Annotated in this window: 22 protein-coding genes and 1 pseudogene; 2 read left to right on the top strand and 21 right to left on the bottom strand. The window is 50.5% G+C overall.

Translation table 11 applies throughout. The features are described 5' to 3' along the window. Positions 1 to 14: 14 nt before the first annotated feature. From P3L56_RS21420 to P3L56_RS21405, 4 genes are all read right to left on the bottom strand, one after another. Positions 15 to 284 (bottom strand): hypothetical protein, encoded by a 270-nt coding sequence (locus P3L56_RS21420; protein WP_226617277.1) that lies wholly within the window; start codon positions 282 to 284, stop codon positions 15 to 17. Between the two features lie 292 nt (positions 285 to 576). After that, positions 577 to 819: a hypothetical protein gene (locus P3L56_RS21415; RefSeq protein ID WP_042847400.1), complete on the bottom strand. Its 243-nt coding sequence runs from the start codon at positions 817 to 819 to the stop codon at positions 577 to 579. A 185-nt stretch (positions 820 to 1,004) separates the two neighbouring features. Further along, positions 1,005 to 2,054 (bottom strand): hypothetical protein, encoded by a 1,050-nt coding sequence (locus tag P3L56_RS21410; protein ID WP_042847402.1) that lies wholly within the window; start codon positions 2,052 to 2,054, stop codon positions 1,005 to 1,007. Next, positions 2,047 to 2,763 (bottom strand): hypothetical protein, encoded by a 717-nt coding sequence (locus tag P3L56_RS21405; RefSeq protein WP_094962950.1) that lies wholly within the window; start codon positions 2,761 to 2,763, stop codon positions 2,047 to 2,049. The genes P3L56_RS21410 and P3L56_RS21405 overlap by 8 nt, the downstream gene beginning before the upstream one ends. A 153-nt stretch (positions 2,764 to 2,916) precedes the next feature. On the opposite strand from P3L56_RS21405, the gene P3L56_RS21400 reads away from it, so the two are divergent. After that, positions 2,917 to 3,651, top strand: a complete 735-nt coding sequence (locus P3L56_RS21400) for a hypothetical protein (RefSeq protein WP_042849100.1) — start codon at positions 2,917 to 2,919, stop codon at positions 3,649 to 3,651. 36 nt (positions 3,652 to 3,687) lie between these two features. Here P3L56_RS21400 and P3L56_RS21395 read toward each other — a convergent pair whose 3' ends face one another. The 16 genes and pseudogenes from P3L56_RS21395 to P3L56_RS21320 all read right to left on the bottom strand — a co-directional run bounded on the left by P3L56_RS21395 (position 3,688) and on the right by P3L56_RS21320 (position 19,785). Beyond that, on the bottom strand, positions 3,688 to 4,476 hold the full coding sequence (locus P3L56_RS21395; protein WP_042849101.1) for an SDR family NAD(P)-dependent oxidoreductase: 789 nt from the start codon (positions 4,474 to 4,476) through the stop codon (positions 3,688 to 3,690). A gap of 18 nt (positions 4,477 to 4,494) precedes the next feature. Next, positions 4,495 to 5,643 (bottom strand): MFS transporter, encoded by a 1,149-nt coding sequence (locus tag P3L56_RS21390; protein WP_226617279.1) that lies wholly within the window; start codon positions 5,641 to 5,643, stop codon positions 4,495 to 4,497. A 20-nt stretch (positions 5,644 to 5,663) separates the two neighbouring features. Next, entirely contained in the window at positions 5,664 to 6,143 is a 480-nt protein-coding gene (locus P3L56_RS21385; RefSeq protein ID WP_052219460.1) for a cupin domain-containing protein, read from the bottom strand. 114 nt (positions 6,144 to 6,257) lie between these two features. Next, on the bottom strand, positions 6,258 to 6,839 hold the full coding sequence (locus P3L56_RS21380) for a TetR/AcrR family transcriptional regulator (RefSeq protein WP_042849103.1): 582 nt from the start codon (positions 6,837 to 6,839) through the stop codon (positions 6,258 to 6,260). A gap of 148 nt (positions 6,840 to 6,987) precedes the next feature. Then, on the bottom strand, positions 6,988 to 7,560 hold the full coding sequence (locus P3L56_RS21375; RefSeq protein ID WP_113767342.1) for a type I-E CRISPR-associated protein Cas6/Cse3/CasE: 573 nt from the start codon (positions 7,558 to 7,560) through the stop codon (positions 6,988 to 6,990). Between the two features lie 135 nt (positions 7,561 to 7,695). Continuing rightward, on the bottom strand, positions 7,696 to 8,316 hold the full coding sequence (locus tag P3L56_RS21370) for a DUF6710 family protein (RefSeq protein WP_336297985.1): 621 nt from the start codon (positions 8,314 to 8,316) through the stop codon (positions 7,696 to 7,698). Positions 8,317 to 8,443: 127 nt separating this feature from the next. Beyond that, complete coding sequence (locus tag P3L56_RS21365) at positions 8,444 to 9,325, bottom strand: DNA replication terminus site-binding protein (RefSeq protein WP_042849106.1); 882 nt, start codon at positions 9,323 to 9,325, stop codon at positions 8,444 to 8,446. A gap of 406 nt (positions 9,326 to 9,731) precedes the next feature. Further along, positions 9,732 to 12,693 (bottom strand): annotated as a pseudogene (locus P3L56_RS21360) (Tn3 family transposase). A 2-nt stretch (positions 12,694 to 12,695) separates the two neighbouring features. Next, complete coding sequence (locus P3L56_RS21355; protein WP_001162010.1) at positions 12,696 to 13,253, bottom strand: recombinase family protein; 558 nt, start codon at positions 13,251 to 13,253, stop codon at positions 12,696 to 12,698. Positions 13,254 to 13,383: 130 nt separating this feature from the next. Continuing rightward, positions 13,384 to 14,871 (bottom strand): efflux transporter outer membrane subunit, encoded by a 1,488-nt coding sequence (locus tag P3L56_RS21350; RefSeq protein ID WP_048607676.1) that lies wholly within the window; start codon positions 14,869 to 14,871, stop codon positions 13,384 to 13,386. Beyond that, positions 14,858 to 15,331 (bottom strand): cytochrome c, encoded by a 474-nt coding sequence (locus P3L56_RS21345; RefSeq protein WP_094963214.1) that lies wholly within the window; start codon positions 15,329 to 15,331, stop codon positions 14,858 to 14,860. The genes P3L56_RS21350 and P3L56_RS21345 overlap by 14 nt, the downstream gene beginning before the upstream one ends. Before the next feature lie 28 nt (positions 15,332 to 15,359). Beyond that, on the bottom strand, positions 15,360 to 16,070 hold the full coding sequence (locus P3L56_RS21340; RefSeq protein ID WP_048607673.1) for an ABC transporter ATP-binding protein: 711 nt from the start codon (positions 16,068 to 16,070) through the stop codon (positions 15,360 to 15,362). Positions 16,071 to 16,074: 4 nt separating this feature from the next. Then, positions 16,075 to 17,277, bottom strand: coding sequence for an ABC transporter permease (locus P3L56_RS21335; RefSeq protein ID WP_094197185.1), 1,203 nt, complete (start codon positions 17,275 to 17,277; stop codon positions 16,075 to 16,077). Beyond that, positions 17,274 to 18,425, bottom strand: coding sequence for an efflux RND transporter periplasmic adaptor subunit (locus tag P3L56_RS21330; protein WP_094963215.1), 1,152 nt, complete (start codon positions 18,423 to 18,425; stop codon positions 17,274 to 17,276). Before P3L56_RS21330 ends, P3L56_RS21335 begins: the two co-directional genes overlap by 4 nt. Then, the gene (locus tag P3L56_RS21325; protein WP_004393990.1) at positions 18,422 to 19,030 is read right to left on the bottom strand and encodes a TetR/AcrR family transcriptional regulator; all 609 of its coding nucleotides are present in this window, start codon (positions 19,028 to 19,030) and stop codon (positions 18,422 to 18,424) included. Before P3L56_RS21325 ends, P3L56_RS21330 begins: the two co-directional genes overlap by 4 nt. Positions 19,031 to 19,110: 80 nt before the next feature. Further along, positions 19,111 to 19,785, bottom strand: coding sequence for a hypothetical protein (locus tag P3L56_RS21320; protein WP_272686061.1), 675 nt, complete (start codon positions 19,783 to 19,785; stop codon positions 19,111 to 19,113). A 554-nt stretch (positions 19,786 to 20,339) separates the two neighbouring features. Here P3L56_RS21320 and P3L56_RS21315 point away from each other — a divergent pair. Continuing rightward, positions 20,340 to 20,687, top strand: coding sequence for a hypothetical protein (locus P3L56_RS21315; RefSeq protein ID WP_094963218.1), 348 nt, complete (start codon positions 20,340 to 20,342; stop codon positions 20,685 to 20,687). Positions 20,688 to 20,731: 44 nt separating this feature from the next. On the opposite strand, the gene P3L56_RS21310 is transcribed toward P3L56_RS21315, so the two are convergent. Next, on the bottom strand, positions 20,732 to 23,758 hold the full coding sequence (locus tag P3L56_RS21310) for a Tn3 family transposase (RefSeq protein ID WP_094963219.1): 3,027 nt from the start codon (positions 23,756 to 23,758) through the stop codon (positions 20,732 to 20,734). Positions 23,759 to 23,785 lie beyond the last annotated feature (27 nt).

Raw genomic sequence — 23,785 nt, 5'->3', positions numbered from 1 at the left:
GTGAGGGACTCCCCTCACCGGTACCGTTCACCCGCATTGAATCGTTCGATTAACACCGGCAAAGTATCAGTAAGACCATAATTAGCGACCGCTTTATCGCTGGCAGATTGACGCATAACCCCATTTTCAACGACGACAAAAGCCGTAATTCCGCTAAAGATAGTTTTTTCTCCCTCATAAACTTCGACGAACACACCAGGCTCAATGAGTTGTCGTTTAGGTCTGGAAGAAGGCCCGCCATTCGATGCCCGATCACCTTTCTTTGTCTTTGAGCTACCTGGCATGAACTGACCACCTTTATAGTGTTCACCGTTTACACCAACTTCGCCGCCTTTCTTTGCTTGGCCTTTCATGTCGATTAGTAGTCCTATTAATAGGTGGTATTAAAGAAAAGCCGGGTTAACACCCGGCCAGAAAAGTGAGGCCTTGATAGCTTACCCAGCACTGGGGTAAAGACGGTTTGTCTATACTGACTGGCTCACCGCAGTGGGCGACTGAAGAGCCAAGAAAGCCAGCGCCTAGCGCCAATACTAGCAATACCGAAAAAAGTGCTTTTTTATTCATTTCCGGGCTTGGTTAAATAAAACGATGACCGTTGTTATAGCGTGCGATCAGGTCGTCAATTCTACCTGTCAGTCCGCACATCCCAACGGCCACGTCACTGGCATTAATCTGCATAATGCCTTCTTCATCGACAGCGACCACTGCGCGCACTCGATCGAAGATCGATTCTTTTCCTGACTCCACCAGCTCATACCGACCTGGCTCAATCTGAAGTCGCCGTAAATCTCGGCTTTTGCGTTGAAGTGATTGGGTCATGAGTTGTTCCTGTTAGTTGTGGCTCCCATAGTGTGGCACAGCACATTCAGGGAACGAAATGATGTAAGTTTGCGATGCTGATTCAAACATTCAGGCGCATAATCCCCCTCGCAAAATAACAGTTTTCAAAATGATGTCGTGATTTTTAGGCAAAATGGTCACCAGTCAGCGACCGTATTTCACCATCAGTTCGTGATCACAAAAGTAGGCACCCCTGCCCCTATCGTCACGCGCTGCAAGTACGCTTCTATCGCGGGCTTATCCAAGACCCCGGTATGACGTAATTCAGCAGCCATGTCCGTTAATAACGTGACGTTGTCACGCATGAACTGGTTTATGATAGTGATCTGTTCGGCATGAAGGGTATTAAAGGCGGCGATGTTATGTCGCAGAGATTCGTCTTTACCGTCATCGATCAGTAGCACATTGCCAAAGCCGTTCTGAAGGTAACGGTCCGCTTGCTCACCCCATGAACGCATGTCCTCCTGCGACCCTTCGAATTGCTTGCCATAGACGGCCAATTCCGCAGCGGAGCCTCCGAGTGCCAACAACATTCGCCAATAAAGCTGATCGCGTGATGCTCGGCCATCAAGCGCAACGTTGCTTTCCATATAGCCCAGACGTAGTACAGTTCCGCGTGTTTCACGCGTAATGGCAACCCGCATGAATTCCGGATGAGTATTCTGAAGGGCATAGACCAGGGCATGGCCGCATTCATGGATTGCTGTCAGTTTCAGCGAGGCCTCTGATCGGCGAAGGGGGGCAGAAAAACGCCCATATTCGATATGTTGCGTTTGAATTTTTGAATTGCGTATGCATAACCGGTAAACAAAGGTGACAAGATAAAAACTTACCACTGCACTAATCGCCAATTCCGGGTCACGTAGTGCCCCGTCAATAACGCCATTAATCTCACCTTGGACCTGAGCGAAAAAACGGCAGACCAGCTGAAAAACGATCACCAGCAAAACGATATCGTAGACGAGCTTACCGAAGTAGCCGAGATAATCGAAAGTCGTAGTGCGCATAAAAGTGCTGATCACTAACCAGACCACAGCCAGAGGCATCGCCAGACCTAATAGGTTAACGATTATTTTTGTTGCTCCTGTCGCAGTATCGGGTGCAGGCCATCCCCAGAGGGACCAGAGGAGGAGCCCGGCCAATGCGATGAAGGAAAGGTGCTCACGAACAAAGGCGGTTGCACGAACCCATAGCGGGATCTGAGGCTTAAGCATGATTTTCCTCCCAGAGATGGATGGGGCCATTGGTTTGACGATGCTGTAGCGGTCGGGTCAATACCGCAGGGTTTGTCTCGTTGAAATACCGGCCAATTTCAATATCCGCTTTCACGGCACGAATGATGATACCGGCTAAGTGCAACGCCTCGGGCAGATCATAAACCGTCGGTTCGTCAATGGGGTCACCGCATTGCTCTTGTCCTGCCGTGATGCACAAAGGAATGACCAGGTCGCTTTCTTTCGAGTGAAAATCGCAGCTGAGCATGTGGCTATCATCATGACGGTAAGGCCAAACATGCGCGGTGAGCGCCTGACCTTTGGCCTGTTCACGGACATAGGCCACTATCTTTCCTGCAATGCCATGAAGCCCTGTATCGGTGAAGGTAAACCCAGAGGGAACGAGTTGACTCTTTTTGGGCGATTCCAGCGCGTCACGGGCATCGCTTTCGAGTTGGTATTGATCCAGCATCTCGGCAATGGCTTCGAAATTTAGCACATCGCTTAGTGCCTTGTTCAGATCGCCATTATGGGCTTGACTGGCTTTCAGGTGCTCTTCGGCCACCTTCACAAGCATATCAGCGGCCTGATCAAACAACCTCGCAGCCTGACGCATCAAGGACTCCGTTGCGGTTGACTCGGCTTTTGGCAATAAACCTGCCTGATAAAGGGTGTTTTTGAGATGATTGATTGCGTTTTCGTAGTTCATGGAGCTATGCCTATCGGTGGTATGAAGTTCCTCATGGTAGTGGCCGCACTGGGTATAGCGAATATTTAAGGTCCTCGTTTTGATGCCCTTTTCTGTACTCCGGTTTTCACGTCAATGTTATGGTTTTCAAAATTCATAATGAGGACTGCTTTGATGAAGAAAACAATGCTGGTTTTGCTGGTTGGCTTAGCTAATTCAACGATGGCACAAGCCAGTTTCACGATCCTTGAGGATGCCGACACGCAAGCCTATGAATCACCCAATTATGATGGCGGCCTCTATGGATCCAACGTACAGGATAATCTTCCGAAGCCGCCTGCCACTGAAGAAAAGCCAGAACCGGAACCGATCCACTCTGTTGATGTTGGTCAATTTAGCGTCGCGGGCATCCGCCTGGGAATGGATTTGAATGACGCGCTTGAAGCTGCGAATAAACACGCAGAGCAACGAAACATCAATGGTGTACGAACGCAAAGCCGTGATGGCAAAGTTACGGGAATGGCCTGGGCAAACAGTAATGAAGAGGTCATTGTGCAGCTGATTGATGACACTGAAGCAGCGCCAGATAAAAGCCTTGTAAAGGCTATTCGGTACACCTTCAATAACCCTGACAGTCTGGTCGCTGGCGCGATCGAAAAATACGGTGACCCCAGCACTAAATCTAATGGTAAGTTTATCTGGTGCGCCGCGAAAAGTGATGTGAAGAGTGAGTGCGATATGCGCGCCGCATGGATGCAGATTGATACCTACACGGTCAGCAGCATTGGCATTTTAGATGCAGTGGATCCAACTCTGATAAAACGCCTTAAGCAATTGCCCGTTGAAAAAGATGGCGATACAGCCGCAGAAGAGAAAGACGCTCAAGCATCGGTTTCACCTGGCCTATAAGAAAACAACCAGCCAAACGGCTGGTTGAATAACGTATTAAATACAAGAACCACCGGACGTATCGATGACCTGCCCTGTAATCCAACGACTTCGTTCTGAAGCCAAAAATGACACAACCTCGGCAATGTCGTTAGGTTTACCCACGCGTGAAAATACCGAGAATTCAGACGCCATCTTTTGAGCCTGTGCTTCGTGTAGCCAACCGCTGTTCATGTCAGTATCAACAACGCCAGGGGCAACAGCATTCACCGTAATACCACGAGAGCCCAATTCGCGTGCCAGCGATAACGTGAGCGTATTTATCGCACCCTTAGATGCCGCATAAATAGCTCGTTGGGGATCGGCAACTCGGGTTAAAACCGTCGATACGTTGATGATGCGCCCTGCTACATTAATGTGTGGTATCGCTGCTTTTAGTAAGAAAAACGGCGCTTCAACGTTGATAGACATGACTGTATTATAAATAGCAGGCTCAGTTTCAGTAATTGAAGCAGAAGGCGCGACACCGGCACAGTTAACCAGAATATCAATCCCTTGATAACCTTTTTCCTGAATGCGCTGGAAGAATTTCTGCCAAAGCTGGGATGCTTCCTGCCCTGCATGACTTGCAAAGTCCGCAGTAAAGACATCGGCATCGGCACCCAGCTGGTGGACCTCGTGAATGACAGATTTTGCCGCCTCCTGGTCTTTACCGCAATGGATCCCTACGTAGGACACGCCCATTTTAGCTAACGTCAGCACTATCTCACGCCCTATCCCCCTTGAGCCTCCCGTCACTAAAGCTACTTTCCCAGATAAATCAGTTTCGACGTTGTGCGTTACCATTCAAAAATCTCCGCTTACTCAGTTAACCCGAGACAGACCCGGTTTTTTACTCGCAAACGTCACGGTCTGTACCGCGACGGCCAATATTGCCAATACTGTTAACCCTGCCCCTGTCCATGTAGCGACAACGGGATCTTGACCGAATATGTTCATTGAAAAAGCACTAAACACCGTGCCCAGTGTTACACCCATCGTGATAACCGCAGTATGGACGGTTGTAACCAGATAGCCGGTACCACCAGCTTGGGTCACCCTGGTGATCAATGCAGGGTTCATTGAAATACCGATCAGCCCTACCAGTAAAACCATTATGAGGGTGACGGCCTTTATTTCACTGAACATCGACAAGGTGATCAGAGCCACGAGTAACAATCCATGCCCCATACGTAAAACGCCTACAGGATGAGCATCGGCGAACCGACCAACGATGAGGTTGCCGATCACAGTACAGATACCGTAACCGAGTAAAATGACAGTGGTTACATCCGAGCTGAAACCAGCGTTGTCTTGCAGTAAAGGCGTGAAGAAGGAGAAAGAACCATAAGCTGCCCCGATCGTTAAAAAACTCACCAGGTAGCGTGACCATAATTTAGGGGACTTTAGATTCTGTAGGTCTTCTACCGATTCGCTTTCCGTCGCCTTAGCAAGATCCGGCAAGCCTGTTTTGGCTAGTAGACTGACAAGCAGTGCCGCGACCCCTAATAGGTAAAAACAGCTTTGCCAATCCCACTGCGTGGCGATGAAATGACTGAGAGGTAGGCCAATAACCGTACCCACCATCATGCCGCTAAGAACAATCGAGACACAGCGGCCAATTTGGTCTGGAGATGGTGCGATCCTGGCCGCAAAGGTTAAGGCCAGCCCAAAGGTGGCACCGGACAGACAACCCGTTAGAACTCGCGCAAGTGCAAGCCACCAATAGGCGTGAACAACCGGCGCAAGAATTTCGATGATGGCATAAGCCGCAATAATGCCAGTCAACACTGAACGTGGTGACTTACGTCTTAAAACATAAGCGATTATCGGGCCACCGATCGCCATGCCTAACGCGTAAACGGAAACCAATAAACCGACCTGGCCGGTTGTCGCATCGAGATCTTCAGCAATGTTCGGTAGCATGCCTGCGGTTTGCAGTTCGCTCATCGTGACTACTAAAATAGTAATCATCAATATGTAGAGATGTCGGTTCAAATTTTATCCTCTTGATATGATCCATATTTTGCTCCGATAAGACGGGCAACTTCTTGATTGGTGCTGGAGACTTCAGGGATAGGTCTTCCTGCACTTGCCGTGAGACCTACTTCTAAAAAGAACCTTTCGAAGCCCCCTGGCGTAAAAATGAGTAACTGTTTTGCAAAATCTTTGGTGTTGTTTCTGAAGCCGTGCATCATGCCTCTTGGCACGAAGATTAGGCTTCCGGCTTGAGCGATAAACGTGTCATCCCCAGCCGAAATATCCAGCTGTCCGTGTGTGACATAAAAAATCTCGTCCTCGTTGAGGTGGTTATGACGCGGAGGGCCCCCGCCTGGTGGAATGATTGCCTCTAAAATAGAGAGTTGCCCTTGAGCGACACAGGGGTCGATCAGGACCGAGTACAGATCACCATTCATCCAAACGGACTCACCGTTACCAGAAGAAATATGGAATGCCTTGTCAGACGAATGCATTGATTTCAAACTCCATTATTTATTGATCAGTAAAGAATGTAACGAGGACGCCCTCATCCAATTGTGTACTGGTTAGTAAACAATTGGGCGAATTAATATGGTTTACGTATCGGGTTAGATTTTTCCGACGATACCTTCCGCTGCCTGAAGTAGATAGTCACGGTCAGGCATTGTTATGCCCATAATCCGCAGCCCGTAGTACCCGGATAGAAAAGCTTTGGCGCTGGTGGTGATATCTGTGGATGGCGTAAATTCATCCTTCCCTACGCCTTCAGCAATAACTTTTTCAATCATTGAAGCCAGGCGTAACAGATAGTGCTGGTTTATGGATTGGATTTCAGGGTCTTTGAAATTACGTTCAAGCACTGAATGTAATGCGAGGCAGCCTCTTGGGTTTTCAAGATCGAGATCGATGGAAATCCCCCACCGGAGCATATCCAAAAGGCGCTCTTTTGCGGGTTTATCAGCGGATAGAATCTCTCTTTGATAGTGAATACCCATCTCTTGATAATGGCGCAGTGCTTTTTGATATAGCCCTTGTTTGTTACCAAAGGCATGATACAAGCTTCCACGGCCAAGCCCAGTGACCTCGCATAACGTCTGCGTGCCACTCGCTTCATACCCATTATTCCAGAAGACATTCATTGCGGACTCAATGACAGCTTGGTCATCGTACTCCTTTGGTCTACCACTCATATCTATCCACCTATATATCATTTGTGGCTAGTTAACCAGTTCTTTACTGACCAGTCAATAACTATATTTTATCAATCAGTACACAATGAGGTAGCTATTCAAGCAACTCAATAATGCCGGGGGGGCCCGGCTCGGTATGTGAGGGGGATTATTTTGTCGTTACTGTAATTTGGCCAACTCCAAAAATACGTTTTCGTCCAACGCCAAAGACATATGCCTTTTCAAAGTCGGCAACCGAAGTCACTATGCCATTGGCATGGAATGTGCAGGCAGGGATATGGATCCTGTGCCCTTTTTGCGTAGGTTGGTCAGCCTTTTTTACGATTAAATTATCCATTTTGTTTACCCCGACATGGTGGGGAGTCAAGCCAGCACGATCTAAGCGGTATTTTACAAAATCCGGCAATTCCTCGGATGGGGGGCAAGTTTCACGCTTGCGGCCGTTTAAAACTTCACGCCGAACCGCTGCAATAGTCCCTGTGATTGTGACTTCCTGCCCTTCTGAAAAATACACGCTTTTTTTAACCTCACCCGGCACGCCAACGGCTTGTGCTGTGCGCAACAAGATGTAGGTATCATTGCCGGTGCCCGGTTGAATGGAAAACGAGTATGGGAGTTTTGCCTTGCACTGTTCCTGAATGAAATAATCCAGATGCTGATGTATCCGGTATAAGTCGTAGGACGAAATCCTTAAGCGAAGCGTACTTTCGAAATAATTCATGCTTTTTCTCACCAAAGGCCTTAGGCTGTATTACCTAAGGTTTGCTTATGGTAATGGGTAGGCGTCAGGTGACGAAATTGGGACTGAAAAAGAAAGAGGCAGATTCAGAAGGTTACGAAGTAAGTATTGCCATATTCATTCTGTTGCTGATGTGAGCATCCTACCAAGCTCAAACAATGCAGCACGGCGATGACATGTTACTTTGTCAAAGACCGTGCCATTCCGGTACCAAAATTTTCCATCGGTCTTTACTTGAGAGAATAATGGTGACATGTCGTAGACAGTATCTGGAATTATCATGCCTTCATTGGCGAGGACACCAGCAGTAATTGAATGGTTTCCACCGAATACAAAAGCTATATTCCAGGGAAGCCAAATCATTACTCGGTGGTTCATTTCATCCTGCTCCCAAGGGTTTCCCGCATGGAACCCTATGGAAGATAATGCGGATACATAACGATTGTAGTTCCAAGGACAAGGTAATATTAATGATGTAGATAGATCAGCAACATAGCTCGTTTCGTGGGTTAAACATGACTGTAGAGCATCATAATCAAGTACATCAAAAATATCTGAGAAAAAGAATTTATATGGGTTAACAAAGTCATCAGAGCGTGCATCCGTACCTTCTTCAGCTACCGCTATCAGTAAGTCACTTTGAATGTTTCTTCCGATGGCATTGATTAGCAACGGTATTGACCTCCCTCCGATTGACTGCCCCACAGCAATAATTCTGTTGAATTTCTCATAATTCATTTCTTGGATTTTACGCTGTTCATCCAAAATATGGTTCTTGATAATATGATTTTTCAGCTTACTTAAAAACATGATGATTATCTCGAATTATTGATTATTTGATTTCTGCTGTTCCAAGCAAAATACCTCACACAAGCAGCACTTCGATGGTTTCGCCATGATAAGTACCTATGACCTCAGTTGCCAGGCGGTCACTGTTACGCTGGATATCGCGCGGTGCATAGTTTTGAAGTGGCTTAATATCCAGACGCTGATCTTGAATGACAATATAGGGCATCAAAGCGGTTACGGTTTTCAATGCGGCAGTCGCTGCACCATCTTCATTACGAAATACGATGTTTGCCACAGGCTGTATTTTGGCTGGCCGACGCAGGCGCAACTTTTCCTGAGGGGTATTTGCAATTTTCTGGGCAAGATTACCGACAGGTAAGCTCACGGCACTATTGTCAATGACATCCGTTTGCATAGATGCCAGCAATTTAGTTTTGTCTGGGATCCGCAGTAGCGATTTGCGTTGCCATGAGAAGCGGACAGATTGAAGGTCGGCATTATGCCAGGCACGGATTTGGCGGTACAGATGTAGAGTCATAACACCAGGACACGCATTATGTAGTGCAGAAAAGCGCGCATTCTGATTACCGAACTCACTGATGATGTGGTCCTGTATAGACTGCTTACTAAAGTTAATGGCCGTGATCAGCGCCATGACTTCAGCTGAGAATTCTGGGTTGTCATCCGCGTACCAAAGTACACCGGCAGTTCGACGCGTCGATTTCTGAGAAAGCCCATCCTTAATATGCAGATCGGTGTAAGCTTTTTGGGCCTGCTCGATGGCTTGAGCGCCATACATTAGAATCGGTTCAATACGGGCAACCGGCAGGTTTTCTTCACCATCGGCCACTGGCGGTATAACGCAAACGCGTGCATATAGCGGAGACTTCTCCGCCAGCACTCGATTGAGCAACGCCAAGTCATCTTCCAGGCGATGGAAGGTTTGTGCGATGTTCATAATAATAAATCCCCGAGAAAGGGTAACGTGCTAACCCCCCACCGTGGTGGGGGCTGTATATATATCCATACTTTATACAATTATCAGGCGGGAATGCAAGAATTCGTTATTTCACATGAAGCCGGGGTTTGAGATTAACCGAGGAACGTAGTGTGTTCGGAAACTAGAACTTTGGCGTGATCAACTATCCATGTATGTGCTTCTTTAACTGTGCCTGGGGCATTCTGGGCTGCGTAAGAGCTGGCAAAATTCGGAATGGACTTTCAATCTGGCCGCTAATGTCATTAAACTTGCTACCTGTTCCACGGTGAGGGGTCTGTTGAGAACTATAGCCTGTGCTTTTGCTTGAAGCTTGCTCCGCAGAAACCTAAAAGGGGTCGTCTCAGAAAACGGAAAATAAAGCACGCTAAGCCGGTGGCAGCGGTCGCAATGGCCTGAACTTCCCCGCACCGATCTTGGCACTGCTGCGCCATAGGTAATCGCCGGTCAGGTTGATATGCTCCCACCCCAGCGGTGACAGATATTGCAGCAACGTGTCGTCCAGCGCCTTGCCGTGGGCACGCAAAGCACTGGTGGCACGCTCCAGATAGACCGTGTTCCACAACACGATGGCCGCCGTCACCAGATTGAGGCCGCTGGCCCGGTAGCGCTGCTGCTCAAAACTGCGGTCGCGGATTTCACCCAATCGGTAGAAGAAGACCGCCCTGGCCAGCGCGTTGCGCGCCTCGCCCTTATTCAGCCCCGCATGGACGCGGCGGCGCAGCTCCACGCTTTGCAGCCAATCCAGAATGAACAGCGTGCGCTCGATGCGCCCCAGCTCGCGCAGGGCGACGGCCAAGCCGTTTTGGCGCGGATAGCTGCCGAGCTTGCGCAGCATCAGCGAGGCCGTCACCGTGCCCTGCTTGATCGAAGTGGCCAGCCGTAGGATTTCATCCCAATGAGCGCGAATAGCCTTGATGTTCAGCCTGTCGCTGCTAATCATCGGCTTGAGTGCATCGTAGGCAGTATCGCCCTTGGGAATGAACAGCTTGGTGTCGCCCAGGTCGCGGATGCGCGGCGCGAACCGGAATCCCAGAAAGTGCATCAGGCCGAACACATGATCGGTGAAGCCCGCCGTGTCGGTGTAGTGTTCCTCGATACGCAAGTCAGACTCGTGGTACAGCAGGCCATCGAGCACATAGGTCGAGTCGCGCAAGCCGACGTTGACCACCTTGGCGCTGAAGGGCGCGTATTGGTCGGAGATATGGGTATAGAACGTCCGCCCAGGGCTACTTCCATACTTCGGATTGATATGCCCGGTGCTCTCTGCCTTGCTGCCGGTTCGGAAGTTCTGGCCGTCCGACGATGACGTGGTGCCGTCGCCCCAGTTTCCGGCGAAGGGTTGTCGAAACTGTGCGTTCACCAGCTCGGCCAGCGCCGTCGAATAGGTTTCGTCGCGAACGTGCCAGGCTTGCAGCCAAGACAGCTTGGCGTAGGTGGTGCCAGGGCAGGATTCGGCCATCTTGGTGAGCCCAAGATTGATACCATCAGCCAGAATCGTCGTCATCAGCAAGGTTTTGTCCTTGGCCGTGTCACCGGTCTTCAGGTGTGTGAAGTGGCGCGTGAAGCCCGTCCATTCATTGACCTCCATCAGCAACTCGGTGATCTTGAGGTGCGGCAGCAACATCGCCGACTGGTCAATCAAGGCTTGCGCGGCGTCTGGCACCGCTGCGTCCAGCGGCGTGATCTTCAGGCCCGATGCAGTGGTGATGATGGCCGTTGGTCGCCGCCATGCGGTTGACTGTGGCGAGTTGCGCCTCCAATAATTCCAGTCGGTCATGCAGATATTGGTCGCAGTCGGTGGCCACGGCCAGTGGCAATTCGCTGGCCAGCTTCAGGGTGGCGAACTTCTCGATCGGCACCAGGTATTCGTCGAAGTCCTTGAACTGGCGCGAACCCTGCACCCAAACATCACCAGAGCGCAGTGCGTTCTTCAGCTCCGACAGGGCGCATAACTCGTAGTAACGCCGGTCAATACCCTCGTCGGTCAGAACCAGCTTTGCCCAGCGCGGCTTGATGAATGCGGTTGGCGCATCGGCGGGCACCTTGCGCGCGCTGTCGCTGTTCATGCCGCGCAGCACGTCGATGGCATCGAGCACACCCTTGGCGGTGGGCGCGGCGCGCAGTTTGAGCACGTCCAGGAACTGCGGCGCATAGCGGCGCAGCGTGGCGTAACTCTCGCCGATATGGTGCAGGAAATCAAAATCGGCAGGCCGCGCCAGCGTTTGCGCCTCGGTGACGCTGGCGGCGAAGGTGTCCCACGGCATGACCGCTTCGATGGCGGCGAACGGATCGCCGCCGCTTTGTTTGGCTTCAATCAGCGCCTGACCGATGCGCCCATACATCCGCACCTTGTCGTTGATCGCCTTGCCGGAAGCCTGGAACTGCTGTTAATGCTTGTTCTTGGCCGCATTGAACAGCTTGCCGATGATGCGGTCGTGAAGGTCGATGATTTCATCAGTGACGGTGGCCATGCCCTCGATGGCCAGTGCTACCAAGGTGGCGTAACGCCGCTGCGACTCGAACTTGGCCAGGTCGGCGGGCGTCATCTGGCCGCCCTCGCGGGCGATCTTGAGCAAGCGGTTTTGGTGTACCTGCCGTTCGATGCCAGCAGGTAGGTCAAGCGCCTGCCAGGCTTTGAGGCGTTCGATGTGTTCAAGCATGTGGCGCGAGTTCGGCTTGGCGGGCGATTGGCGCAGTCACGCTAGCCACGTCATTTTGCTACCATCCTTGCGCTTGAGCAGTTCGTCCAGGCGCTGGCGATGGACAGGTATCAAGGAATCGGCCAATGCCGCATGGATGCTCCGGTTGGCACGGGTAATGGCCTCGGCGCTTGCGCGCTCGATGGCATTCATGGCGGGTAGGATGATGCTCTGCCGCCGCAGGTTTTCAACAAGGGTGCTGGCCAGCACAATGCCTTTGTCTGTTTGCAAGGCCAGTTCGGTCAATGTATGCACGGCTTGCCGGTAGTGACTCATGGTGAAGGGCTTGAATCCAAACACCGTTTGCAGCTCGACCAAGTGCTCCCGCCGTGTCTGCTCGCGCTGGCCGTAATCGTTCCAGCTTTCCACCGGCACCTTGAGTTGTGCGGCCACCATGCGCAGCAGGGGCGGAAATGGAGGTTCATCGACGCCCAAGAAGATGCCAGGGAATCGCAAGTAGCAAAGCTGCACGGCGAAGCCCAATCGATTCGCGGCGCCGCGACGCTGACGGATCACCGACAGGTCGGTTTCGTTGAACGTGTAGTGCCGTATCAGTTCGTCTTTGACATCTGGCAGTGCCAGCAGACTTTCGCGCTCGGTGGCGGACAGGATTGAGCGGCGTGGCATGGTCAGTCTTCCCGCAGGTACTGGTACAAGGTTTCGCGGCTGATGCCGAAGTCACGGGCCACCAAGGTTTTTTGGTCGCCTGCCGCAACTCGCCGTTTCAACTCGGCAATTTGTTCGCTGTTCAGCGATTTCTTTCGTCCCCGGTAGGCACCGCGCTGCTTGGCCAGCACGATTCCCTCGCGCTGACGTTCGCGGATCAGGGCGCGCTCGAACTCAGCAAAGGCTCCCATGACCGACAGCATCAGATTGGCCATCGGTGAGTCCTCGCCGGTGAACGTCAGCCCTTCTTTGACGAACTCCATGCGCACGCCCCGTTGTGTCAGCCCTTGGACGATGCGGCGCAGGTCATCAAGGTTGCGTGCCAACCTGTCCATGCTATGCACCACCACGGTGTCGCCCTCGCGGACGAAGGCCAGCAGCCTTTCAAGTTCGGGACGTTGTGTGTCCTTGCCTGAAGCCTTATCGGTGAATACCTTGCCGACTTCTATTTGTTCCAGTTGTCGATCAGGATTCTGGTCGAAGCTGCTGACGCGGACGTAGCCGATACGTTGACCTTGCAAGATGCCTCCAAAGGTAAAAATGTCAGGATGAAATCTATTACCCTTGGCTGAATGTGTCAATAAATATAAATTCACACTCTACTCTGACGTTGTTTGTGCTCAACATCTGACATCAGGTTAGGGCATAGCCTTAACTGACACCACCTCCCAGGGCCTGATATAAAGCAACACTATCGACTAGGCGTTGTGCCTGGGCCGCAATCATATTGATCCGGATTGACTGTGCCTGTTGCTGCGCGATGAGCAGTTGCAGGTAGCTGGCCGCGCCCAGCCGGTATTGCCGCTCGACCGACTGCAAGGAGGCCTGTGCAGCCATATCAGCGGCAGCGAGGGCAGTCAAAGTTTGTGCATCGCTTTCCACCGCGCGCAGGGTGTCGGCGACGTTACGCAAAGACTCCAATACGACGCTCTGGTAATTGGCTGCGGCGGCATCAAAAGCGGCGAGCGCCGCTCTTTTTTCAGCGGGTAGCCCTGGATTAAAAAGAGGCTGGGTGAGCTGCGCAACCAGGCCCCACACTGCCGAGCCACCACCGAACAGGGCACCGGTGGTCAGCGCTTGAGAGCCAAGGTTGGCGCTCAGGTTGATCTGTGGGTAGAGCTTGGCGACAGCCACACCATAGTCTGCATTGGCCGCATGCAACAGCGCCTCTGACGCCTGGATATCCGGTCGGCGGCGCACCAGTTCTGAGGGCACGACGAGCGGCATCTCGACGGGCAGAGTGAAATCGGCCAGAGTGAAGGCCGGGATGCCACCCGTGCCTGGGGCACGACCGGCTAGCACCGCCAGTAGATGTTCGGTTTGTTGCAGTTGTTTACGCAGCGCAGGCAGTTCTGCCCGCGTTTGCTCCGCCTGAGCTTGTAGGCTCAACGCTTCATCAGGTGAGGCCTGACCGATACGCACGCGTTCATGGGCTAGGCGCAGTTGCTCATCCTGCACGCGCAAAATGGCAGTAGTGGCTTCTAGTTGCGCGGCGAGGCGTGCTCGGGTAATGGCAGCGGTTGCCATGTTGCCGGCAAGGGCCAGGCGCGCAGCATTCAGTTCGAAGCGACGGTAGTCGGCGCGAGCAGCCAAGGCTTCGAGTGCGCGCCGGTTGCCGCCAGCCAGATCGAGGTTGTAATGCACGCCAACGCTGGCGTTGTAGAGGCTGAATTGACGTGCGTCTCCGCTCAACCCTTGGCTACTGGGACTCATTTGCTGGCGCTGAGATCCCAGTGCGACATCTACCTGTGGATATTGCGTCGAGCCCGCCTGTGCGGCAAGAAGCTCCTGCGCCTGTCGCAAATTGGCGCTGATGCTCGCCAGCGTCGGGCTGACATGGAAAGCTTCGTTGATCAGTCCGTCGAGTGCGGATGAACCCAAGCTTTGCCACCATTGCGTTTCGATCGGAAGCCCTTCGACTAGACGTTGTGTTTCGCCGAACTGCGTGGGAGCGGACGCGGTTCTATCAGCCACCGGTGTTGCAGTGTAGCGAGCCACATCGGGTGCGGTGGGACGCTGAAAATCAGGGCCGGCGGCGCAGCCGGCCAGACCGGCGGTGACCAGACCAGCTACCAGGTAAGTTGCCGCAAGCCGTCTTTTGAGGCTGATGGGGCGCTGGCATGTTTTAGCGTGCTCCATAAAAATGCTCCACGAAAGGTTTACGGAAAGCTTGGTGGCAGCCCAAGCAGCTTTCCTGCACGTGGGCGAATGATTGGATCACCGCCTTGCCGTCGCTGCTCGCAGCAGCCAGCTTCATGGCCAGCGCCGCCTCGTGAGTCTGCGCGTCAAAGTTTCTGAACTTGGTCGCATCAGCGCCGAGGTAAGCAAGGATGCGCATTTTTTCAGTAAGCGGTGGCTCGGGGTGTGCAGCAACTTTTGGGGCGAGCTGAACGACCTGAACCCATTCCTCCTGCGAAATCGCACCGGTAATAGCCTGCATGTTGCGCTCGAGTTCCTGCATGATCTTGCGTAGCGCCAGTGGCTCAACCTGGGTAGCGTCACCAGCCCAAGCTGGCAACTGAAAACCCCATAAAAGCAGGCAGGCCGTAACGGTCAGGGTGATAGTTCCAAATGCGTGGTTGTGTTTGCGGTGGGTCATGAAATTCTCCTGTAATTCAATCGTTCTCTCATTCGAACTCCCGCCCTTCGCCAGCTTCCTCATGGGTCACACCGTCGCGGATGTGGTAGATGCGCTTGAAAGTGGGGATGATCTTTTCGTCATGGGTGACGACGATGATGGCGGTCTCGAACTTCCGAGCCATGTCGTTGAGGATGCGAATCACCGCCATGGCACGCACGCTGTCGAGAGGTGCGGTGGGTTCATCCGCCAGGATCACCGGTGGGCGGTTAACCAATCCGCGCGCGATGGCAACCCGTTGCTGCTCGCCACCGGAGAGTTGCGATGGCATGGCGTGAACTCGGTGTTGCACATCAAGCGCCGTAAGCAATTCCAATGCCTTCGCTCGCGCCTCTGCATTCGCGACGCCTGCAAGCATCGGCAGCAGGGCCACGTTGTCGGTGACATCGAGAAACGGAATCAGGTACGGCGATTGGAAGACAAAACCAATTTTGTCGCGCCGCAAGGCGCGCAGATCACGAACTTGCCAACCGCCGTCGTATATCACTTCATTACCCAGCGTCATGCGGCCGTCGCTCGGATCGATCACCGCACCCAGGCATTTAAGCAGCGTGCTCTTGCCCGAGCCGGAAGGGCCGACCAATCCGACCACCTCACCTGGTGCAACCTGCATATTCACGTCCTTCAACGCGTAGACAGCCGTGTCACCTTTGCCAAAGCGTTTGCTTAGGCCTTCGATGCGGATTCCTTTTCCAATCATGGGGTCACCCTATCGCTTCGGCCGGATCGACCTTGAGTGCCATGCGAATGGCGACGATGCTGGCCAGCACGCAAATCACGAGCACGGCAAAAAAACCGGTCACGGAATCCATTGGCGTGAGCAGCACATATTTGGGGAACAGGGGGGCTGAGAAAGTGGCGGTGATCTTGCCGACCACGAAGCCAATCACCCCCAAGGCGAGCGCCTGCTGCATGATCATCGCGGCGATAGTTCGGTTGCGTGTGCCGATGAGCTTCAATACCGCGATCTCGCGGATTTTGTCCATCGTCAGCGAGTAGATGATGAAAGCGACGATGGCCGCGCTAACGATGGCCAGAATCACCAAGAACATGCCTATCTGTTTGGCCGACGTGGCGATCAACTTGCCGACGAGGATGTCTTCCATCTGTGCCCGTGTGTAGACCGTCAAACGCTTCCAGCGTCGGATGGATTCGGCAACCTCGTCCGGCGCATGACCAGGTTTCAGAGTGACCAGCACTGCATTGACGAACGCGTTGGTGCTCTGTGAAGCAATCACGGCATCCAGCAAACCAGGAACACCGGGTCGATTGAAGGCCGGGTTGGCTTCGGTGCGACGCCGGCTTTGCCAAATGGCGTCGTTGTCCTTGAGGAACTGAGCCTCTTGGGCATCCTTGAGCGGAATGAATACCATCGGGTCGCCGCTGGACGACACCATGCGCCGTGTCAGCCCCACGACGGTGTAATGATTTCGGCGAATGGCAAGACGATCTCCCAGTTTGAAGCCGGTGGCGATGTCGGCCACCGCCTCGTAGTGACCGCGCGTGATCTGGCGTCCAGCGACGAGATAAGGAGGCCATCCGGGTGTAGCCCCCAACGCACCGGGCGCGATGCCGACCACCATGGTGCGTACATCACTCTCGCCCTTGCGTACCTGCATGGTCAGGTAGGTCACGTTCGCTGCCTGTGAGACTCCCGGCATGGCGAGAATGGCGCGATACACGTCATCGTTGAGGCTGGACGACTCCGCATAAGGACCCAGAGTATCCTTTTGCACCACCCAAAGGTCAGCGCCACTGTTGTCGAGCAACGCCTTGCCGTCGTCCACCATGCCTCGGTACACCCCAGCCATGACCAGGGTGACGCCGATCAGCAGACCCAGACCGATGCCGGTGAAGACGAATTTTCCCCAGGCATGGAGAATGTCGCGGCCGGCCAGGCTGATCATCGTGACACTCCTGGGATATGGTCGACCACATGGATGCGGCTGCGCGCCGTCAGTGCCTTTTCGCTATAGGTCACAACCTGGTCCCCATTCTTGAGCCCTTCGCGCACCTGCACGTAACCATTGAGGTCGGAAGTGCCGAGCTTGACCGGGGAGAAATGCAGATCACCATCCACGATTTGCCAGACACCAACTTTGTCGCCCTCACGCTGGACGGCAGCGTTGGGGATCAGTGGAGCGGCCGGGAGCGCCGGCAAGTCAACCGTGACTTCGGCCAGTTCACCCACCGGTGGCAAAGGTTCTGGTTTGTTATCGAATGTCACCTTGGCAAGCGTTTCCTCGGTTACCGCGTCGGCCTTGGGTTCCACCCGCAGCACGCGACCTTTCAAGGTCTGGCCACCACGCGAACGCAGGACGATAAGAGTCGGCAACCCCCCAGCCAGCCCCGATGCGCTGATCTGGTCGAAGCGCGCATTGATCCACAAACTCTTGGGGTCGATCACTTCCACCACGGCCTGGCCCGCGACGATGGTCGTGCCGGGATCGGCATCGCGCACGGCGACTACACCGTCGACCGGCGCGATCAGGCGCAGATTGCTCCGCTGCGCGACGAGTCCTTCGCGGTCGGAGCGTGCCCGGACAATATCTTCCCGAGCGGCAGATAAGGCGGCATCGGCGATCTGCAGTTCCAGCCGCTTGGTGGTGACGATTTCCTCGCTGGTCGAGCGCACCGCAAACAATTGCTCGTAGCGGCGCGCCTGGGTTTGCGCGTAGGCTTGCCGGGCTTCTGCCTCGCGCAAAGCCGCTTCCGCACGCTTGAATGCCGACTCCTGTGAGCGCACCCGATCATCGAGGTCGACCGGCTCCATCTCGCCGAGCACCTGTCCGGCCTTGACCTGGTCGCCTACATGCACCTCCAGGCGTTTGACGCGCCCGGCAAACGTCGGCCCGATCTTGTAGGTGTAGCGCGCCTCCACCGTGCCGATGCCGAACAGCGCCGGTGTGATAGCCCGTGATTCCACGCTTGCCACCGTCACAGCGACCGGGGCGAGCGGCCCTGATCGCAGACCGACATAAATAAAAAGCACCAGCAAAGGAATGATGACGGCAAGCAGCGCCAGGGTGCGGCCTTGCAAGGGTAACTTTTTCATTGCGCACTCCTTATGCCACGCCGATAAATTGCAAAGACGCGCGGCGCATCGCGGTGCATACGTCCCACATCACCCGCCAACAGCGATTGCATGACCAAGCCCTGGATCGTGCCAATGAACAGCGTTGCCGCCGCCTCGTTGTCAAGCGAGGGAGACAACTCGCCGCTGGCCTTGCCTTTCTCGATGAGACGATGCAAACGTTCGCCGTAGCGCTGAATCAAGGTTTGCACCATGCGCTTGGCCGGTGTCGATTCGGCACGCTGAAGCTCACCAAACATCATTCTTGGCACGCCTGGGTGCTCAGCTACGAATTCGATATGACTCATGAACATCGCCTCCATGGCTGCCAAGGGCGACTCGATTCCTTGTGCGGATCGATCGATTCTGGCTAATAGGCGCTCTGCTACCCACTCCATGACCGCCTGCCAAATGGCTTCCTTGTTCGGGAAGTGCCGAAACAGCGCACCCTGGGTCAAGTTCATGTGTTTAGCGATAGCCGCAGTGGTTATCTCGCTTGGGTTTTGTGAACCGGCAAGCGCCACGACGGACTCGACAGTTACGGCACGACGTTCATCGGCCGGCAGATGCTTTGGATGGGTGTCCACGAGCACTCCTTGTAAGATAGTAATTGATTACTATCTTACCACAAGAGGCAACTCAAACAAGAGAAAACCCGACGTACTCGTCAATATCTAGCGTCTGCAATGGGCTTAACGTGCTTTATTTTCCGTTTTCTGAGACGTCCCCTAAAAACCAATGCCAGAAGTAGCGTGAACATAATGAATGGAATGCCTTCCGCCAGTGTGTTTTGCGGATTAAGCAGGATAAGGCCGAGCACTCCACTCAGGAGGAAGAAACCAATACTCATCCACTTTAAGACAGGCGTTCCATGTCGATATACAATGAGTTTAATAATCTGGGTATCTGGTAAATCCTTCCCCATCGGTAATGAATATGCTGTTTGTATCGCTTTAGCTAACCCGTCATCGAATTGGCCGAGCGTCAGAGGTTTGTCTTTGTCTTTAATCCAGGCGTCGAACTCTGGTTTCACATCACTCTCTTCTATCAGATCGATATAGAACTGTGTTAGCGGCCATTCTATCTGTTGGTCATAATAGGCTTGTGGTCCACCCGCGTCATCCAGAGCGCGAATTTTAATTGCATACTTAGAGATACCAAACAGCACTACCGCAACAAACAAGATTGCGGAAGCCAGAATCAGTCTGTCTATATCCATGCCGGTAAAGAGCGAGTAAATAAACAGGGCGACACTTACCACTTGCAGCACCGCTGTACCAATAACAAAAAACCAAGCACTCTTGCCCAGAAAGGAAATGCATGCGTCAATATTTAACTTCATCAGATAATTAGCCCGCTTAATAATAGATATTAATAATACCTAAACCACGATCAGCTGCATCAGGAAATGACAGCAAACCGATCTGCTTTTTCCTATGCATGAGAAATTTACCCTGTTGAAATACGCCATGCCATAACCGATATCAGTTCCAACATTACAAATCTAGACCAACATACAATATGATTTAATTAACCCACCGCTGCCACACTGAAGACCTTCTTTACCTACTTTATCGCTGAATTTACCGAATCCCCCGCCTCTTATTTTTTCTCTTTTTTTCTCTCTTTTATCTCTTCTTTTCTCGCGTCTGTCATTCAGGAAGAACTTGCCGATTCCAAATAATGACACCGAACCCAAGCGGGCTTTCATATTATCGCGGAACAATGAGGATAGAGCTCGGGCTGGGTTTTGCCCCAAGCGGAGCGCCGGGGCATGGGGTTATACCCTTTATTGTATGTTGGTCTAGATATTAGGTTATTAAACCTTCTTAATATGACTTTAATTAAAACTGCATTATCATTACTTAAAAATGACAACCTCATCAGGAATAGCAAATGGAACTATTAAAATCAGAAATACCATTCACAATTCATGATAGTGAAATTAGTCAGGGGCCATTTCCAGCAAATGGTTTCCTACCATTATTTGAAACTGATTTTGGCAACGGCGATTACTATGGTTTGTACTGGCCTATCGGTCTTGAAAATGAACGCCTTATAGTTTGCGAACTATTTCACGATGAATGGCGTCTCGCCCCCGTTTTTTCAAATGCGTTAATATTGGCGGAGTGCCTGGAAATGGATAATGACTGTCAGGATGATGATTCAGTGATTGACGATCCCCTGCTTGGGGTTGTGTGCCCATTTCATCGAAAAGTCCAAAGTTTGCTTGTAGCCCTTTGATATCAAGGACTACAGCCGATATATAGTTTAATAATATTAATAGACTATGCCGCTAAGCTTAACGACTCTTCTGAAATAAGAGGATCTAAATTCTCCAGTAATCTTTCCAGTACAATATTATCTTTTTTAAGGCCAAAGGTGTAATTACCGGCCAGCTGTATATGCTGCCATGCGACAGGTGATAACTCAGCTATCATATTCACCGCTTCTTGATTATTTTCACGCGCAAATTTTTCAATCAAACTGGATAATAATGCAGAATTATAATAAATAATGCAGTTAGCAATGATACGAGCACAATCATTCCATTGTTCTATCTGGTAATCATCGCCACCTCTGAATTGATTACCATTAATTGACGCAATTGCACGCCGTAATTGATGGTAAGCCTCACCCCGATTAAGTGCTTGTTGGACAAACTGCCTGAGCATTTTGTCATCAACATAATCGAGAACGTATAAACACTTAATTATTCGGTCATATTCACGAAGAGCCGCTAAGGTGCGATTGTTTTTCTTACTGTTAGAAAGCTTAGTAATCACCGTGCTTTGTGTCGTCGTTTTACGGCTTAATGAACAAATTATCCATTGAATATTTTCCCACTCTTCTTGAATGAGTGATAAGTTGAGCGATTTTTTAAGTTTCAGGGAAAGGATTTCATCATACTCGATCTCAAACAATTCATTAAAAACGTGTTTAAATTTTGCATATCGCGGGGCAAACTGATACCCAAAGAGATCAAGGATAGCAAAGTTTACATTGTTAACGCCATGCGTGTCTGTTGCTAATGTTTTGGGCTGAATATGGCTGGTATTATTATAGAGTAAATCGAATGCGTGGTGAGCCTCATATTCATTGGCTGAAATCACTTTCGTATTTATTGGTACATGATTTGAAACTAATGTGAGTGCTGATACGCCTTTCCCTTTTCGGAAATATTTAGCAGAAAAACGGGCTTTAAATGTATTGATTCGGCAACCATGTTTTTGGCCATCAATACTACCAAATGGGGCACTTTCGTTAATCGTATAATATTTGAAAATGGGGAGTTTTGCTAAAGCATCAGCTATCATATCATTAGCTTCACTCGTTGTTTCAGGCCTAATATAACCATCATTGACGGCTCTAAGCACACCGATGGCTCTAGCTGATATTGATGACATATGATGAACACCATAGTTTGAGCCATTTCCAAATATGCAAGCGAGTAAATCGCCCTCTTTGGCCTTAGTGTTTTTCTTTTTTGATGCGATATTTTTAAATGCATCTAAGTAACCCGTTTTTTGATGAACATAGTCCATAATTTCAATGATCCCCATATGTTGGAGCTGGTTATATATGGGATTATCAATGTCATCTTTCCAGCGTTTATTCGCCAGTTTCCATGTTAACTGATTTGAACGCGGTTGAAGTGTCACGAAATCATTGGCTCCATCATGGATATTGCGACCAATTCGCTCCATTTGGTCTCTCAGTTTTTGCGTTAATTCCGAAAGCGTTTGTTGTATCGGTGTATTGAGCCGAGTTAATCCTGTTTTTTGAATGATGACATGGCTTTTTTTCCACTCGGTGGCTGAAATCAGATCATCGTCTAAACGCTTGTTGCTGGCGCTTTCATTGATGTAAATATTGTTACTCTCAATCATCCGAGCCACTTTTTGGTATAAATAGTATTCAAATCGTTGAGTATTAACCTGTTCATCTATCAGGATAAAAGGTTTATCGTTTTTTAACAGTAACCGCTGATCGACGGTAGAAATGTGCTTATCTTTTTGAAGTTCTGATTTTGCTGTTAATAATTGGGAAGATAGTAGTTGTAATCCTGGTTCGCACTCGATATCAATCGCGAGAAAGAGTGACCTCATTGTATTCGCAATTTTTCTGTATTGTGTATCAATGTATAGCCACTCATAATGGGTTTTATCAAAACTATTCTTATTAAGATGTTGACTTATTAACTGAATTTCATCTTTAGACATCATTGCAAATGCATTTTGGCGAATATCACCAAATTGCGTATTGTCACTGACGTTTTCATCAACAAAGAGGTGTAAAATATTACCCGCATGCATTAACTTTTCACGAATAATTTCCAGTTCTTCTGCAATGCGTAACTTAGCTAAAGCACTCGCAGCTTCCCTTTGCTTTCTCGTCACATATAAAAAAGCTGTTACCAATTTATCATTAGTTTCTTGGTAGCGAAAAAATAGATAACAAACCAGATATAACATGCCTTGCCATTCGGGAAATCGACGAATTTTATAAATCGATTGATGTTGAATAATCGATGCATAATAGCTTAAATTACCTAATGATAATCCCAATTCACCAACAAGACGTTTTGCGTCGGGATAAACACTTTTTATGGTATTATGCGTTTCAATTTCACTTGCGAGCTCTGTCGGTGTAAAATCTTTAGCTGCGCCTTGTTGGCCAGATAGACTATTTAAAACCCCTTTTGTATGCAGTATCTTCTTTAATTTTTTATGTATTATTGGTGGCACGCTATTTGAAAGGATCAACTCGGTACGATGCCTCTCATTAGCTAAAACCGTGGTGATCATATTTTGCAAAGTGGAATAACCCACTAATCCAATTCTGTTTTGACCTAAAAAAGCGAGGCATTCATCAAAAATATATTTGGGGTATGTACAGATTGTTGCGACATCACCCAAACGCTCTATCAAGGCTTGTTTATCTTGTCTTAATAACCGCGAAAAACCCAGTATTTCATGCATTTTAGCGATCAATGTTGCTCGAGTACTTTTAGCAATAAAGGGGTATTTCGGCTTTCTATTTGGAAAATGTGTCGCATAAATATAGTCGACATCTTGTTTAACCTCTCGTAGTTTAAATTGAGCGACAACAGGCTTCGCGCGAAAATAACCAATCAGAAGAATTAAATATATTTTCGTTTCAATTTTTCCCATTTTAGTGAGGATTTTTTTTATACTCGGATCTAATGAAAAATATTCTTCACGCTCAATTTGATTAAATATTGGACGAGAATAGAGCTCATGAATCTCCTGTTCTGTCAAAATTTGAATACGGCCTGATTTAATCTCTTTCATTGTGGTTATGTTCTATCCTCTAAAAAT

This window comes from Providencia sp. PROV024, assembly GCF_032709665.1.
Taxonomy (GTDB): Bacteria; Pseudomonadota; Gammaproteobacteria; order Enterobacterales; family Enterobacteriaceae; genus Providencia; species Providencia huashanensis.
This window is presented reverse-complemented; position numbering and strand designations above follow the sequence as displayed.